13 protein-coding genes and 1 pseudogene are annotated in these 17,800 nt (G+C 36.5%); 1 reads left to right on the top strand and 13 read right to left on the bottom strand.

Going from position 1 to position 17,800, the window contains the following annotated elements; translation table 11 throughout:
- Positions 1-2: 2 nt before the first annotated feature.
- The 13 genes and pseudogenes from BMY85_RS12625 to BMY85_RS12570 form a co-directional block, all read right to left on the bottom strand.
- Complete coding sequence (locus tag BMY85_RS12625; protein WP_177180786.1) at positions 3-4,484, bottom strand: beta-ketoacyl synthase N-terminal-like domain-containing protein; 4,482 nt, start codon at positions 4,482-4,484, stop codon at positions 3-5.
- A 365-nt stretch (positions 4,485-4,849) separates the two neighbouring features.
- On the bottom strand, positions 4,850-5,935 hold the full coding sequence (locus tag BMY85_RS12620; RefSeq protein WP_092478634.1) for a cellulose binding domain-containing protein: 1,086 nt from the start codon (positions 5,933-5,935) through the stop codon (positions 4,850-4,852).
- 118 nt (positions 5,936-6,053) lie between these two features.
- Positions 6,054-6,635 (bottom strand): hypothetical protein, encoded by a 582-nt coding sequence (locus tag BMY85_RS12615; protein ID WP_092478633.1) that lies wholly within the window; start codon positions 6,633-6,635, stop codon positions 6,054-6,056.
- 14 nt (positions 6,636-6,649) lie between these two features.
- Complete coding sequence (locus tag BMY85_RS12610) at positions 6,650-6,997, bottom strand: hypothetical protein (protein ID WP_092478632.1); 348 nt, start codon at positions 6,995-6,997, stop codon at positions 6,650-6,652.
- Complete coding sequence (locus BMY85_RS12605) at positions 6,997-8,013, bottom strand: MFS transporter (protein ID WP_092478631.1); 1,017 nt, start codon at positions 8,011-8,013, stop codon at positions 6,997-6,999. The genes BMY85_RS12610 and BMY85_RS12605 overlap by 1 nt, the downstream gene beginning before the upstream one ends.
- Before the next feature lie 116 nt (positions 8,014-8,129).
- Positions 8,130-9,518 (bottom strand): annotated as a pseudogene (locus BMY85_RS12600) (glycine--tRNA ligase).
- 49 nt (positions 9,519-9,567) lie between these two features.
- Positions 9,568-10,176, bottom strand: a complete 609-nt coding sequence (locus BMY85_RS12595) for a hypothetical protein (protein ID WP_092478630.1) — start codon at positions 10,174-10,176, stop codon at positions 9,568-9,570.
- A gap of 121 nt (positions 10,177-10,297) precedes the next feature.
- Positions 10,298-11,020: a DNA repair protein RecO gene (recO, locus tag BMY85_RS12590; protein WP_092478649.1), complete on the bottom strand. Its 723-nt coding sequence runs from the start codon at positions 11,018-11,020 to the stop codon at positions 10,298-10,300.
- Positions 11,021-11,054: 34 nt separating this feature from the next.
- Positions 11,055-11,201, bottom strand: a complete 147-nt coding sequence (locus BMY85_RS15705; protein ID WP_177180785.1) for a hypothetical protein — start codon at positions 11,199-11,201, stop codon at positions 11,055-11,057.
- Between the two features lie 71 nt (positions 11,202-11,272).
- Positions 11,273-12,178, bottom strand: coding sequence for a GTPase Era (era, locus tag BMY85_RS12585; RefSeq protein WP_092478629.1), 906 nt, complete (start codon positions 12,176-12,178; stop codon positions 11,273-11,275).
- Positions 12,179-12,193: 15 nt separating this feature from the next.
- On the bottom strand, positions 12,194-15,142 hold the full coding sequence (locus BMY85_RS12580) for an insulinase family protein (protein WP_092478628.1): 2,949 nt from the start codon (positions 15,140-15,142) through the stop codon (positions 12,194-12,196).
- 263 nt (positions 15,143-15,405) lie between these two features.
- Entirely contained in the window at positions 15,406-17,028 is a 1,623-nt protein-coding gene (locus BMY85_RS12575) for an ABC transporter ATP-binding protein (RefSeq protein WP_092478627.1), read from the bottom strand.
- 16 nt (positions 17,029-17,044) lie between these two features.
- The gene (locus BMY85_RS12570; RefSeq protein ID WP_092478626.1) at positions 17,045-17,455 is read right to left on the bottom strand and encodes a hypothetical protein; all 411 of its coding nucleotides are present in this window, start codon (positions 17,453-17,455) and stop codon (positions 17,045-17,047) included.
- A 93-nt stretch (positions 17,456-17,548) separates the two neighbouring features.
- Between BMY85_RS12570 and tnpA the strand changes: the two genes are divergently transcribed.
- Positions 17,549-17,800 (top strand): IS66 family insertion sequence element accessory protein TnpA (gene tnpA / locus BMY85_RS12565; RefSeq protein ID WP_092478196.1); only part of this gene is annotated, 252 nt, incomplete at its 3' end.

The following is a 17,800-nucleotide window of genomic DNA, read 5'->3' as shown; positions in this document are numbered from 1 at the left end:
TCTTAAAACCAAAATTTGCTCTGTTTTAACTCTGTACCTGGCAACGAAACAAGCCAGTCGCCCTGTCCTTTTCCTAATGAAAAATGTATGTTTACCCCCTGCCCATATAATTTTCCAATCATCGTTCTAAGCTGAAGTTCTTCCCTTCCAGCCTTTCTTATAACTGGCAGTATATATTTTTCCTCCTGCAGATTCTGTTCCGCTAAAGCAGACAAATACGGACGTGCATTACATTCTAGATAAATACTGCAGTCGAGTGCCTCTGTTGCTTCCATTGTTTTTTGTATATGTGCAGTCTGTTCTAGAAGTTCCCAGAAATGGAACTGCTTTGTCTGTCCTCCTTTCCCGTATTCCTGCGTGCTATAATAAGGAATTATTCCACATTCTGTCTGTTCTCCTTCCATACGCTTTTGAACTTCTTCCTTTGCTTTTTCCTTTTCGTCTATCCATAATACATATTCTTCCAGTTCTATATAAGAAATCTGGTTCTGTTCCATGCAAGAAAGAAACTCTGACACTTCCTCATAAACAACTACTATGCTCTCTCTGGAATTGACTGTAAGCAGATGGATATTCTGTTCTGTCTGCTTAATATTCTCCCATTCTTCTTCTGATAAAAACAGTAATGCTGCTTTTTTCCTCCTTCCATATTTTTGTTTTGCCTCTAAAATATAAGTAGCGAAAACAAATGCCTGTCTCAATGTAATTTTGCCTGCTACAACACAGCCTATCCACTCACCATTCCCATGTCCTGCTATTCCACTAAATTCCACACCGAAATTTTTCAGTACTGCAATCAGTCCATACTGTACTGCCATGCTAAAATAAAGCTTCCATTTTTCCTGTTCTCTGTCCGTTCCCTTTCCAAGTTTCTGAACCCATTCCATTTCCTTTAGAGAAAATTCTGACTGCAATATTCTCTCACATTCCGTTATAGCCTTCTGAAATACTTCATTTTCCTCATATAGCCTGAAAAATCCTTCTGTATCAAGCTTCTGTATCTCTCCACAAAGCAGCACGATCTTGTTATTCTTTGCAATTATCTGCCCTGTACTCTTCTTTTTGCTGGCTTTTTGCAATTGTTCAATATATTCTTCTTTCTCTGCTGCCGCTAATCCTAATCGGTATTTTTCACTTGCCTTATGGCGGTTTGCTGTATATATAATCTGTTCCATAGGTGCATCCGTCTTCTCCAGAAAATCAGCAAAATGCTCTATTTCCTTATGAAGCTGGTCTAACTTTCTTGCAGATAATGTAAGTATCTGTGGATATTTTTTTGGAAACTCCACCGCTTTCATTGGCTCTGCCTGAGCAACGATTACATGAGCATTGGTTCCACTTAATCCAAAAGAACTTATGCCTGCTATTCTGTTCTGTGCTCTCCAAGGCATAGCTTTATCTAACACCTGAAACTTCATCCTTTTCCAAGGAATATAGCTATTCTTTGCAGCAATTCCATAATTGCCAGGCAATATTCCATAATATGCTGCTAACACGGTCTTAATAAATGCTGCAATTCCTGCTGCACTTTCTGCATGTCCAATATTGGTTTTTCCTGCTCCAAGATATAATTCTTCTTTTCTCTCTCCATACACTCTATGTAAAGCATTAATCTCCTGAGGATCTCCCAGTTTCGTTCCAGTTCCATGAGTTTCTACAAATGAAACATCTTCTGGACTTATTCCTGCATTTTTTAAAGCCTGACGCATAACCCTAACTTGTGCCATTCCATTCGGTGCTGTAAGGCCACTGCTCCATCCATCACTATTAATAGCACTTCCCTTAATCAGAGCGTATACCCGGTCTCCATCTCTTCGTGCTTCCTGATAACGCTTTAATACAACCATGCCACAGCCCTCACTTCGTACATAGCCATCTGCTTCTTCGCCAAAGGTGTGGCAGTGCCCTGTTGGTGACAATGCTTCCATTTTCATCAGCCCAAGATATCCATAAGGTGACAAAATACAGTTGACTCCACCTGCTAAGGCCATATCCGATTCTCCTGACTGGAGGCTAAGAACCGCTTGGTGAATCGCAACCAAGGAAGAAGAACAGGCTGTATCTATGACCATAGATGGACCTTGAAAATCAAACGTATAGCTAATACGTCCAGCCGCCATGTTGTTCATATTTCCTGACAGCATATAAGACACTGCTTCATCCTTTGGAAGTATCTCTTTGTAATCAGAGTTTGAAATTCCTATAAATACTCCTGTTTTACTTCCTCTAAGTTTTTTCCTATCTAAAAATGCATCCTGCAGTGCCAAATAACTGTTTGTAAGCAGCAATCTCTGCTGTGGGTCTAAATACTTTGCTTCGATTGGGGTTATTCCAAAAAATCCTGCATCCATTTTATCAATATCCGCTAAAAATCCGCCTTTTATGTTCAGCTGGTTTTTTTCACAGAAATTTTTTAATAGTGTACGTTCCTGTGGTATCTCTGTAATGCCATCATAACCTTCCAGCAGCTTTTTCCAATATTTTTCTAAGCTATCCGCTCCATTCGGAAATTGACATGCCATTCCTATTACTGCAATATCATCTGATTGAAAGAGTTCTTTCGTTTCCTGCCGTTCATACTCTTTACCGTCTTCTCCTAAAATGAAATCAGCAATAGCATTGACCGTTGGATAATCAAATACTAAAGAAACTGGAAGTTCCATTTCTATTACTTGTGACATCAATTTATGGAACTGGGCCGCTTTTATAGAATTGACTCCTGCTTCTACAATGCTCTCATCCAAATCGTCTATGGTGAATCCTAATATGTTTTTTAACTGCTCCTGTATAATATCAATCACTTGTGCTCTGGAATACTGCTGATACAAATCATAATAATTTTTCTTTTCAATCCATTCTTTCAACTGGAATCTTTGTATCTTTCCACTATTCGTCTTTGGTATTTCGCTGATTAAAACTACTTTATCTAAAATAATGCCTGTCCGTTTTGCAATTCTCTTTTTTAATGAATCGCCAAACTTACGCAGTTCTATAAAAGTCTGGTCTCCTTTTACCAAAAACAAAATAATCTGGTCCCGTTCTGCCTCTTTTTGAAAAATACCACAAATAGCACATTCGCAATTAGGATACTCTTCTTTTATGATATTCTCTAAATCATGGCAGTAATAATTTTTTCCGTTTACAAATATAATGTCTTTTTTCCTGCCACTGATAATCAGTTCACCCTCATGGATAAACCCAATATCTCCCGTACTAAGCCATCCATCCTGAATTTTCATTTTTTCATTCTGATTCAGTCCATCATAGTATCCACTGCTTATAATAGTACCTGCAACCTGTATCTCGCCAAAATAATCTTCTTCCAGTACGTTGCCTTCTTCATCCACAATTCTGATTTCATTATTACGGTGTGTCCGTCCCACCTTCACCAGTTCTACTACAAATGAATTTTCATCTTCAGAACTTAAAAACTGAACTGGTGTACCTATTCTCTGATTTTCGCCACAAATCCATACGTTTTCTAAGAGTCTTCCTACTTTAGTGGATGTCACAGAAACTGTGGCCTCTGATAAGCCATACCCTGTCTGGAAGACATTTTCCCTAAGATGATACTGCTTCATCATTTCCAGGAAAGTATTACAGGCTTTCAAGGTGATAGGTTCTGCACCATTTAAAATGATCCTTAAATTTGACAAGTCCAGTCCACTACAGTCCCGATTCATAATACCTCTTAAATAATAACGGTAGCCGAAATTTGGACTGCATGTTAAAGTGACTTTATGCTCACTGACTTTCTCCATCCACAGATAAGGCCTGTAAATGAATAAATCCGTATTCATAAGATAGCTGTCTATATTACAGTAAATTCCCAGCATATGACTTATAATAAGTCCAATATTGTGGTAAAGAGGCATCCAGCTGAGTATAGAATCCGTCTCAACTACTTCACTGTCTTCCACCATTCCTTTAAAATTCTCCAGCAGATTATAATGTGAGATCTGCACCCCCTTTGGCTCTCCTGTAGAACCAGAAGAAAATTGTAAAAAAGCAACATCATCTGGATTACAGCCAACTGGAGTTTCCACACAATTACTCAATTCACAATTCCCTGCATTTTCATATATATGTATTTTTTTAACATCTTTTTCATCTAGATCATTAACGATTTCTTTTCGTCTCGAATTTATTGTTGCAATATAAGGATTTCGCAGCTGTCTGTAGATTTTTAACACTTGTCCTACGGATTCCTTTCCTTTTTGTGCTGGAAGTGGCACTGGAATCATTCTTCCAAGTATACATGCCCAAAAAGCGATCAGAAATTCCCTATTATCTTCATATTGCAGTATTACTTCCGTCTTTGCTTTCAATCCTTTTTCTATCATGCATTGCTTCTGTCTCCACGCTAGCTCGTAAAGTTCTTTATAGGAAAGGAATTCTTCCGCATCCTCGCCCCGTATAAAATAAATCCCGCGATTGTTTTCTTCCACCTTGGAAGTAATAACCTCTATTAAATTTTTGTACATAACATCCACCTTTCCCCTACTTAAACCCAAATAGGAAAACTCCTTCATGTTCGATGCTTTTCTTTTGTATTCTTATTGGGAATTCATTTTTCTTAACTAAGAAGTGTATGCAATACTAGTAGATTTGTTAGCTATCTTGTCTATAACTTTACCTTTCAGCTAGTTCTTTGTCAAGTAACTTTATACAATTTATGTCTTATACAGGAGACTAATCTGTTAATAGTAAACAAATTTCATAAAAAAACAAACTATTTTCTAAATATACTGCCTTTCCCTGAGTGTGTACTGGTGTACTTTTTTCAGAATGCTTTCATACAATTGAGAAAAGGCAGGAAATAACCTTCTCCTGCCTTTTCTCTTTCCATTTAATCTAATGCAACTGCATCTATATCCCACAGCGTATCTTTGTAATCTCCTTGTGCTATAAAACTGAAACATCTGGAATCTCCTGGTTCAATACCTGTATCCCATGATTCATTAGAAACGAAACATGCTCCATCTTTGTTACTTACTAACTTTGCTCCCCATAAAGAACTGATTTCATAATCACTTGAAAAACTAGCTTTCCAGTTCTTAACAGTCTTTTTTCCTTTATTCGTAATAGTAAACTGCCCTATAAATCCACCTTTCCATGTATTCACAGCTTCAAATCTGCATTGAAGCGTTTTTACAGGAACAGGCACTTCTGTAGGCATTATAGAGCTAGTTGGGACTGGTTCTGGTGTCGGTACTAGAAATATTGCTGGTTCTGATGTTTTCACTTCTTGTGTGCCTGTTGGCAAAAGTGAAGCGGACACAGAAGGTTCTGGACTTATCATTCCGATCTCCAGATCATCAAGACAGATCCAGCCTTTTTGTCCACGATAATAACATATATAAGACCAAGTTCTGCCATACTCATCTACATATAAATATTCCAGCCCTTGGCCCAGTTGGTAACAAATATGTCCTGTACTAATTCCAGAATTGGGATATGTCCATAAGCTGCAATAAACTTCTTCCCACTTTCCATCAAATCGATCATCCATAGGCTGCAGTTCTGATTTGTGATCCTTACAAAATTCAATATGATCATAAACCAGTTTCAGTTCAGCCATTTCTACCCATAATACTTCATTATGAGATGTATAGCGAAGGCCCTCTGAAATCATTCCCCATGCTTTTCCCTTTTTACTGTCCGTATAACGATACATAACCCTTACATGCTCGTTATTGCTAATTTTAACTGCCTCTTTGTCTGAGAGTGGATCTACATAAGCAGAAACATGTCCATTTTTTCCCATAGTGATATACTCTCTGTTTTCATAACTGCATTCCTTGCGATGTTCCTCCATAAATTCACTTTTTGGCGGCTCCCATATAACATCTGCTTTCACTAAATTCCCATTCAGAAAGCTTCCTGCCATAAAACAGAATGCCACAAAACAAAGTACCATTAACTTTCTTTTCATTTCTTGATAATCCCCTTTCCTGATTTTTTTATAAAGAATAAAGCAGTGCTGACATAGTTTTGCATTTTATCCATCTGGATTTTCTGTGCATCCCTTGTCTCTTACATGCACCTCCCCTCTACTGCTCTTTTTCTTTCTTCCAGAACACTTTCATAAGTATCCCTGTAACAGCAATTAACCCAGTCACAAGACCTGTTACAAGTAAAAGCACCTGTTTTTCACTCCATTTATTCTCCTTATCATAGAACTTGTCCTTTTCTTTGCAGTCCACATCTTCTCCTGCCAGATTACGATTAAAAAACGGAACCTCTGGTGCATTAATGCATATCCATCCTTGCATTTCATCACTTTGTACATATCCCCACAGCATTTCATATTCTTCATAATACAAGTACATAAATGGTAATTCTGAAAAAGCCGCCTTTATATGTCCTGCAGCTTCATCGGAATAAGGATATGTCCACACATAGATTTCTTTTTTTTCGTCGTCACCAACAAACTCTCCATTATATTTTCTTATTTCATCCCAATGTTCTTTCATAAAATCATCCTGTGGATGATCTGGATTCAATGTTTCTTCTATTTTCTCAGGCCCATTATCCAAAACCACATCAGCAAATAAAATTTCCTGTCTCCCTAATATTACAGCACAAAACATACATGCAAACAGCATTGCCGTTCTATCTAATAATTTTTTCATGATTATCTCCCCCTCTAATTAAGAATGTTTATCAGCAAGCCTGTTCCATAAGAAAACAGATTGGCAAACAAGGATAAATAAAATGGATGTGGAATCTTTTTTCCATACGACTTGTAGCAAATTCCTTCCACAATTACTGCCCCTATTTCCAGTATTCCAACTACAAGAATATGATTCCATTTAGTATAATACAATGCAATATAATGAACCAGTACTACAAACGGATTCGTAAGAACATTTACAAGGCAGGCCAGCAGCAAGTCTTTTTTTTCCCTAATGCCAGCTGCCAGACAAAACAAAAGTTCCAGTAACAGTGTCATTATAAGGGAAATACATAATGTCTGAAAAATCCAAATTCCCATTATTCTTTCACCTTCTTTAGTCCATACATCAATACACATAGTGATACAAAAGCGATTGCTGTACTTTCTATCAGACTATGATAAGTTATGCCATCTGCAAAATAAGATGGGAGCATTCCTAAAAACAATGCTACGGTAAGCAGTCCAAATGAAAAACCTCTGCACCCTTTTAATACTTTTGCAACCGCCCATAATGTAATTGGCATTGTCATATTAAAGAGGAATATAGCCGCTATGCCTAATACTGGTTCGTCACAGAATACAAACAAGATAGCTGCTATGGATAGGGATACAAAAGCGGTTCTCTTTAAACCAAATATATCACCTATAATCCCTCCAGCCGCCTTACCAGACACAACCGCACAAATTAACCAGTTTCCCCATTGGGAACCCCATTCAAACTTTTTCATTCCCATATAAGATCTTAGCAGAACTACAAGAAAGAAACAGGCCACTGCTCCTACGGCACCAGATTTTCCTTCCATTTGAAACGATACTGGTACATTATTAGATAAAAATGTACGATTAGGCAGATAATCCAGGAATGCAATAAGAATCGCCATAACAGCTAAAGAAACCAAAAATGCTGCAGATGGAACTGTCCCCTGCTTTCCTAACATGGTTCCGTAATAGATACCAAATGCACCTGGAGATACAAATATCCCTAACATAGAAGCTTTTTTTGTACTGCTGTTCAATACATCCGTACCGCCTCCAACATGGAATAACGCATTACCAATTCCAAGAACTACCACTGCTGGCAAAACAGCTGGTGAAACCAGATAGGCACCTGCCACGAAAATACATCCAGATGCTGCACACAATGCATTTTTATTCCATTTATCAACAATAAGGCCAAATGGCATCTGCATTGCAAATGCACAGAAGTTATACAAAATAACAAGTATATACCACAAACCTGATGAATAACCATAACGAAACATAAAATTAGCACAAGCAAAGTCTACAAGAAAATGTGCCAAAGAATATGGCACGATCATGCCCCTATTTTTCATCTTTACTCCTCCCTTTTATCCCAAACTCCACTTTACCAATACTATTATACCATCGTTTGGAATATAAAGTAAAGAAGTGCATCCCGCTAAGCAGAATGCACTTTATTTATTTTATATTAAAATTCAAATTTCTTTTCAAAATAGGTTTTCAGTTCTCCAATCTTAATTCTTTCCTGTTCCATAGAATCACGATCACGTACTGTAACACAGCCATCCGTCTCAGACTCAAAGTCATACGTAATACAGAAAGGCGTTCCTATTTCATCCTGTCTTCTGTAACGCTTTCCAATGTTTCCACGATCATCATATTCACAGTTATAGTATTTGGATAGCTCTGCATAAATTTTTCCTGCACCATCTGCTAATTTCTTGGATAATGGAAGTACACCAATTTTAACTGGGGCTAATGCTGGATGAAAATGAAGAACAGTTCTTACATCCTCGCCTTCTAATTCTTCTTCGTCATAAGCACCACACAGGAAAGCAAGTACAACACGATCCGCACCAAGAGATGGCTCAATAACGTAAGGTACATATTTTGTCTTCTTTTCATCATCAAAATAACTTAAATCTTCTTTGGATACATTCATATGTTGAGTCAAATCATAATTTGTCCTATCTGCAATACCCCATAATTCCCCCCATCCAAATGGGAATAAAAACTCAATATCAGATGTTGCTTTGGAATAGAAAGATAATTCTTCCTGTTCATGATCACGAACACGCATTTCCTCTTCTTTCATGCCAAGATCCTTTAACCAGTTAATACAGAACTCTTTCCAATATGCAAACCATTCCAAATCTGTATCTGGTTCACAGAAAAATTCTAATTCCATCTGTTCAAATTCACGTGTACGGAACGTAAAGTTCCCTGGTGTAATTTCATTTCTGAAAGATTTTCCAATTTGCCCGATGCCAAATGGAATTTTTTTACGGGATGTTCTCTGTACATTTTTAAAGTTTACAAAGATACCCTGTGCTGTTTCAGGCCTTAAATATACGGTATTCTTTGCATCTTCTGTAACACCCTGAAATGTCTTGAACATTAAGTTAAACTGACGGATTTCTGTAAAGTTATGCTTTCCACAGCTTGGACAGCAGATATTATGTTCTTCAATATAGGTACTCATTTCTTCATTGGACCAAGCATCTACAGAACCTTCCATAGCAATGCTGTTTTCCTGCATATAATCTTCAATAATTTTATCAGCACGAAATCTTTCATGGCATTCTTTACAATCCATTAAAGGATCAGAAAAACCGCCTAAATGTCCAGATGCAATCCAAGTCTGAGGGTTCATAAGAATCGCACAATCCACACCTACATTATAAGGATTTTCCTGAATAAACTTTTTCCACCATGCCTTCTTAACGTTGTTTTTTTATTCAACACCTAAATTTCCATAATCCCATGTGTTGGCTAAGCCTCCATAAATTTCTGAACCTGGATAAACAAAACCTCTTGCTTTTGCCAAAGCAACTATTTTCTCCATTGTCTTTTCCATAGTCAATTCACCTTTCTATCTTGTTCTCTTCATGAATAATTCATGTATTTTATTTATAAACGATTACCGCTCTTTCTTCTTCCGTAGTTTCTACGGTGTTAGGAGACAGTAACATTACGTCTTTATAATACTTGACAGTATCGGGGAATATCACTTTTCCCTTCATCTTCATTACCAAAACTTTATAATCTGCATTTTCCGTTACTTTGTTCTGATTAACACGGCTTCCATCAGAAGCCACAGTAAATACCTCTGGAAGCACTCCGGCTTCTTTTGCCTCTTTCATGGTATACTCTGCTATTTCTGACTGATTCATTAAACCGTACCGTTTCACATTATCAAAAGTTACAACCGCCTTTGCAATATGCTTCGAGTCCCTTTTTTCTATTTTAAACTTTTCAAGCTTGACACACTCTTCTCCTTGTTCCCGATTAAAATCCTCAATCTGCTTTTTCATAAATTTCTTTAATTCAGCCTGATCATAATAAATTTCATTGAAGGATTCATATGCACCTGACTGCACGCTTCCGTCACTACGAAGCAAAATAGTTTCAGACTTTACGTCTGCTAACCTAAGTGCTTCAAGTCTTCCTTTACACCCAGTAACTGATAGCATAAGGCAAATACAAAGTCCCATTACGAAAGCCTTTTTCTTCATGATTTTTACACCTTTACCTTTTCTCGCTCCGCTTCAAACATGGTTCTTTTTATTTTACCCTTTATTGCGTATTTTTTCAACAGATTTTTCTTTTTCCTTTGCTGACAGCTTCCAAGTGTATCTAAAACGACTCAAATAATTTCAATGACCGGAATTTCCGCTCTACATAATTGTCAAGGTACTGCTCATTTAACCGTTCCAGCTCGCCTAGCACTTCTTCCGATACACGGAATGTAAACAGTTTCTCAATAGACGATGCCTGTATATACTGCAGGGTGTATAAAGCTGCTGGGCTTATATAAAACCCGCCCAAGTAATTACGCCGGCAGGTATCGCATAAAACTCCGCCCTCTCTTACATGAAACAGCCAGGAATGTTCACAATCTGCCTTTTCATTGCATTTCACACAAGTAAATACCTGCGGTCCTTCCCCATTAATCACCATCATTTTCTGCTCAAATATGTATCGAATCAAGCTCTTATCAATGGTTCTTTTACTTAATGCCCGAAATGACTGATACAGCAATTTAAGCATCTGGGCAGCTTCTATATTTTCCCTCCCATAATAGTCCGCAAACTCACAAAAGTACATGCCCATTGCTACCAGATCTAAATCTTCTCTTAAATCAGTAAAATAATTGCTGATATCCGCTGACAGCAGAGTATAGGAAGATCGCCCTTGTATCATGGTAAAATATCCGAAAGCAAAAGGCTGCGAACAGGCAAGCAAGGCACTATTTGGTCTTCTAGCGCCTTTTGCAAAAGCAGATATTTTGCCACATTCTTTTGTTAATAGGACAACTCTCCGATCATAGTCTCCAACAGGCATGGCAGAAAGCACCATACCCATATAGGAAACAGAATTTCTATAATTTGAGTTACTCAAAACACTCATCCTCTTTATAACTTTCCTGACACACTATCTCTTCCCCATCCAAATTACTTTCACATGTGCAGGCATAATTTAAATAATCATTAATACTTCCTGTTTTCTCAAATAACTTCCAAAGTTCTCTGTCGCTCATAACCAGCCTCCCTAACCTTTCTATCTTTATTATTAGGATTGCCAGTTTCTATCTTTCTATGCCAGCGATACTTAAATTTCTGTTTTGTTATAGCCATAATTTTTAAGGAACAGGTCACTGTCTCGCCAGTCTTTTCTTACTTTTACCCATAACTGCAGATTCACCTGCTGGTCTAGAAGATTTTCAATTTCCCGACGGGCATTCATGCCAATGTTTTTTAACATAGCTCCCTTTTTGCCAATGATGATTCCTTTATGGGAGTCTCTTTCACAAATAATAGTAGCATCAATATCCATGATTTTGCCACCCTTGCGTTCTTTCATTCTATCAATGGAAACCGCTATTCCATGAGGAATTTCATCATTCAAAAGACGAAGTGCCTTTTCACGGATCAGCTCCGCTACAATCTGACGTTCTGGCTGATCTGTAATAGTATCCTCATCATAGAACTGCGGACCTTCTTCTAAATAACAGAAAATAGTATGAATAAGATTTTCTTTATTTTCTCCGTTCATTGCAGAAACCGGAACTATCTCTGCAAAATCATAAAGTTTCTGATAAGATGAAATAACAGGAAGAAGTTCTTGCTTTTTCACAGTATCCATTTTATTAATTACTAAAATTACTGGGGTACGGACTCTCTTTAAAGTTTCTGCAATATGCTGCTCCCCTGCTCCGATAAAGGTAGTAGGTTCCACAAGCCACAAAATTACATCTACTTCATTCAGAGTACGTTCTGCTACCGTCACCATGTATTCCCCAAGTTTATTCTTGGCTTTATGAATACCTGGCGTATCCAGGAAAATAATCTGGCCTGCTTCTTCTGAGTAGACAGTCTGTATTCTGTTTCTAGTTGTCTGTGGCTTACTAGAAGTAATTGCAATTTTCTGCCCAATAATCTGATTCATTAATGTTGATTTTCCTACATTCGGTCTTCCTATTAATGTTACAAAACCTGATTTATAACTGCTTTTCATTGTCCTATCCATCCTCTATAAATTAAATGTTTTATCAAACACGCTTTCCTGTTCTTTTATTTTATCTTCATTGCCCACTGCACAGATAATGTAATGCTTAAAGATTGACTCCATCTGGCCTGCTAATGCCCTGATATCTTCTTCCTGGCAGTTAATAATGCTGTCACGTTCTTTCTGCAGCAGTTCTGCATCCAGTTCAGACATATAACAGGAATAAGCACGTTCTCCTTTTGCACATGGATTCAAAGGCCTATCTGTTGTGCTGACAGTTCCTAATACAAATTTCGTCATATCTCTCTGGTCAATGGTAAAATTCTTCACAAAATCCGTTATCCCTTTGTAAACATCAATGGTCTCCAAAAGATTGGGATCCCTGTACGAAACAAAATAGCTGTTTCCATTTCTAAGGAAATTACACATACACCCATATGCCCCACCTTTTACACGAATGTTAATCCAGAGATATTCATATGCCATAATGGTTTTTAGTACTTTTAAAGCTCCTGTATATGCAAGTCCGTTATCAAGGCATTTTCCTGCTAACGCAACATACTGTACCTGCCCTGCTGTAAGAATTCCTTCATTAACAGGGGTAACTTCTGGAAGCACCTTCTTTTTCTCAAGGAAAGACTCTTTCTTAGCAGCCTCAACCCTATGAACAAACTCTTCTGCTTCTGACTTAAACTTTGAAAATCCTTCTTCTTCACAAGTAATGCTTAGAATCATATTTTCTTTGCAGAAAATTCCTGCCATCAGCTGTGTTAAAGTCTCTGCTAACTGTTCCGCTTTTTCTTCAAAATGTTCTTCCAGATCACACAAAAACTGGTAATAAGACCATCCAATTAGACAGTCATTAAACTGGCTTTCTTTTGAAATATAAGAAAGTGCCCTAGCTGCTGCAAGGGAATGGGCCTCAGAATTCATCTTAATTTTCATTTTTGACCTTGCTTCTGAAATAATTTCTTTTAACCGTTTACGGTCTTCTAATATGCTTTCAAACAGCACCTGCTCTACAAGCTTCATAGCTTTTCCAATATTTTCGTAAAGTACCTTAATAGTTACTTCAAAAAATGGCTTATATACATCTTGTTCATAGCGGACAGAATACTTTTCCATATCATATACAATACCACCAGTGTATATATTAACCTCGTTGGCTAACTGCTGGTACTCATATTCTTTCGTGCTGGCCTTTCCTAATATATAACTTAACAGGCTAAGTTCTGTGGCATATCCTACATAGTCATTTACTGCAAATCCTATTCGAATATATCCAATTCCATTGGTAGTAACATTATGATGTAAAGTCGTTACATTTGCAATGTTATATTTTTCATTTTGAATTGGACGAACTTCTTTTCTGATATCTGAACGCTGTAAAAGAGGAATCTTTTCTAGTTCTTCCTTCGTAGATGGTGTTTCCTGCCATGTTCTTAATTCTTTATTGGCTTTTATAATTTCTTGCAGCTGTTCTTTCGATAATGTTTTTTTATACGCAGCAAGCTTTTCTTTTAACTCCTGCTCCTTCTTTGCTGTTAAACCTGCTTCCGGCTCTAGAATAACTAGTGAACTATGCGGATTATCTAAAAAATACGTTTGAATCAGTTCTTCAAAATATCCTGTCTCCACATTTTTTTTCATCTTCTGATAAGTTTTCTCAGCCTGAAGATGAATAAATGCCGATGCATCGTCATAAAGCCAGCTGTCAAGTACAGTAATTCCGTACATTAGTCCCTTTGGATAACTTCCAAAATCCCCTTCTTTAAAACGGAATTCGTGATAATTAATAGCTGCTAAAAGAGATTGCCTGTTTATGCCCTCTTTGCAGATTTTCTGTAATGTTTCCCGAATTACCTTCAAGAATTCTTCTTCTTTATTTAATTCAGCTTCTTTTGCAATAATGCCAAAGTATGGCTGATAAATGCCATTTTCCAGTTCGCTTAAAATATCATTTCCTATTCCTGCATCAATCAGTGCCTGTTTTAATGGCGCACCTGGAAACTGTACTAGTGCAGACTCTAAAATCTCAAGTGCCAGATAGATTTCCTTATTTAAACTGGTGCCTGCTACTACGTTGTAACTTAAGTACGCACCTGCTTTATCCGCTTCCCCTTCTGAAACAGAATAGGTATCACGGATGATCTTCATTTTATCAAATGCTGGCTGTTTTTTTATCTCTGAATCTATGGTTTCTTTTTCAAAGTTGCTTAAATATTCTTTATCCATCCAGTTTAGTTTTTCTTCAATATCCATATCCCCGTATAAGTAGATATAACTGTTTGACGGATGATAGTATTTCTTATGAAAATCCAGATAGGCTTCATAGGTCAGTTCCGGTATTTCGTCCGGATCTCCTCCTGACTCTATTCCATAAGTAGTATCGGGATATAAAGATGCCTGAATCATCCGGTACAGCTTCTGCTCTGGTGAAGAAAAGACGCCTTTCATTTCATTGTACACAACACCATTTATTTTCAGTTCTGCCTCTTCATTTTCTAACTCATAATACCATCCCTCTTGTTCGAAAATGGCTCTCTTTTTATAAATATTTGGATAAAATACAGCATCCATATAAACTTCCATCAGATTTTGAAAATCCTTTTCATTACAGCTTGCAACAGGATATATCGTTTTATCTGAAAAGGTCATAGCATTTAAAAAGGTGTTCAAAGATCCTTTCGCCAGCTCTACAAATGGATCTTTAGACGGATATTTTTCAGATCCGCATAAAACAGTATGTTCCACAATATGTGCTACTCCTGTTGAATCCTGTGGCGGAGTCCGGAAACCAGCCGAAAATACTTTATTGTCATCATCATTGCTTATGACAACTATCCTTGCTCCACTTTTTTTATGGCGAAATACCAAGCCAATGCTTCCAATCTCTTTTATATTTTCTTCCTGCTCTAACACATATGCTGGAAGATCCATCAACTCTTTACTGCTTTTCACACTCTTAGCCATTCACTTCTTCCTTCCTTTTCTTTCAATATAGTGTAAGTGTACTCAAACTAGGCTATATTATACCATAAGTGGCTAGTATTGTCATGTGTGTATGTTTTTAGGGAGTTTTAAAAGATGCCGAGGCTTTCTGGAACATGCAGTTTACAGAACACCCATTTCGATTAGAATTTGCTGTGGATTCAATGGACGGCTAGATTCTTGTCTGGGCGCAAGGGACTGTCAAATTAGCCATTGTGATATGCAACAACCCCTTTTTTCATAATCTAACAATTCTTAAAATTCTCCATATAAATTATGCTATCTACTATTTCCTCATATTCATCTGTATGTTCTACAATGATAATGATATAATCCTTTTTTATTTCTTTTAAATACTCTATTATGATGTTTCTCATCTTACAATCCATATTTGAGATAATTTCGTCCAGTATCAACACTGGCTTTTGACAATAAATACTTCTTGCAAATGCAATAAGCTTCGTCTGTCCTCCCGACAAATTTTTACCACTTTCTTCTAACATGTAATCATCATTCAAAATATGATCATCAAAATATTCACGAAAATGAAGCTTCTGAAGCAAATGCTCATATCTCACATTATCATATTCTTGTGCCAATATGATATTATCTTTTATATTCCTATTAAAAATAAATGGATGCTGTCGTGTAACAGATGTATATTTTCTCAAATCCAGATTTTTTGAATTTAGTTTAATATTTCCTTTATAATCCACTATTTCACCACATAGAAGATTGATAAGGGTAGATTTTCCACTGCCATTGGATCCTCTAAATAGTGCCGTCTCTCCTTTTTTTATATTAAAATTCATATTACAAAATAATGGTTCCATTCCTACATATGCATAGTCCACTGAATCCACGTTAAGAACATTGATCTCCTCCGATTTCTCTAATACTTCTTTACAATTATCAATTTCCTGTTCCTCTGAAAAATTTTCTTTTAATCTGTTTGCAATAATAAGTACTGGCTTCAATGTGTTTATAATAAATCCTATCTGCATGGTAGGGGCTATGACCATCTGTACATATGTAGTAATCATAAAATAAGTTCCAACTGTCAATGTTCCATGAATGATATCCAAACCAGACAGATATAGTATTCCAACCAAAAGTAATGACGTTAATGTAGTGGTAGCATTAAAATACATTGAAGGAAATACTGCCAGCTTCATATTTACCTTTAATTTGCTTTTTGCTTCCTTATCTATTTCTTTTGTAAATAAATGTTGTGCTTGATTTACTCTTATTTCAAAAATACCAGAAATGACTTCTTCTAATTGGGCCGTAAGTTTAATATTTATATCTAATACCTTAGGTAGATATTTTTCCAAAACCTGAGATCCGTAATAATAAAGTATGAAAATAATCATTCCCGCTCCTAGTGCAAGGAGAGTCATCTTCACACTTATATTTATAAGCAGCACCAACGATACAAAAAAGGATATCAATGATAATACTGCCTGAAATAATTCTACAGAAAATACATCTTCCAACTGCCATGATTCTGATATTCTTTGTAAAATTTCACCAGAACTTTGATTAACAAAAAAATCGTGTTTTTTCGTAAGCATGTTATGAATCATTTTTGTATAAATATGAGTCGTATATTCCTTTGATATTTTTGTAAAAACATAGGAGCTAAATATGGTAAATACATATTGTAATAGGTGCAGAACACATAAGACAATACACATATAAAATAATCGTTCTATATTTTTTTTCAATATTCCGTCATCTATTATTTTTCCATTAATGTATGGAAGTAGAACAGAAAAACCTAATTCAGATATAGATGTCAGAATACCCAAAACAAACAGGACTTTATTTTTTAGAATTATGTCCCATAATGCTTGTTTCAAATTCAATTTGAATTACCTCCTACTATGTTAACATTCTATAAATATATTCAAACATTTTTCCATTATCAAGATCTTCCTCTGAAAATGCTTTCACTCTGGTGAGTAGATGTATTCTCCTAGCATAATCTTTTGTCGAATCTAAATTCAAAATCGTGTTATAGTTGTTTGCCGAATACTCCGCATCATCCCTGTTATGCTTTGAAACATAGATAAGAAGTTTGGAACCAATATTCTCTTCAATATAGTGTTTCAATCTTTTTATTTCTGGTATTTCCACAAATAGTGATACAGAAATAATGATTAAATCAGGCATGCTCGTTGACATAATAATATACGGAATTCCTGATATAATATGATCAAACTTAATAAATCGGTCTATACTTCCTGGCATAGAGGTTATCAGTACACTGTTCTTGTCAGCTTCTTTCCTCATTCTATTATTTAAATGTAACCGTCAACTCAGATACGCCTCCTCAATCCACGTTTCTTCCATTATACTATACAAAAAAGTTAGGAGGCAGTATAAATGGAGAAACGAAAATATACATCCAAGCAAGAACGAGAACAACACATCCAGAACTTTCTGTCCAGTGGAAAGACCAGTCTTTCCTGGTGTCAGGAAAATAACATCAAGCCCTCAACCTTTGGAAAATGGCTGCATGATTACCAGACAAAGAAACAGGAAGTAAAATTCATTCCACTGAAACCAAAACAGAACACAAGCCAGCAGTCAAGTACAGGTGAAATCCTGATCGAAATCGGTGTCTGCAGACTGCAT

It is taken from the genome of [Clostridium] polysaccharolyticum, from assembly GCF_900111595.1.
Lineage (GTDB): Bacteria > Bacillota > Clostridia > Lachnospirales > Lachnospiraceae > Clostridium_AI > Clostridium_AI polysaccharolyticum.
The sequence above is the reverse complement of the archived record's forward strand: the minus strand, read 5'-3'. Positions and strand labels throughout refer to the sequence as shown.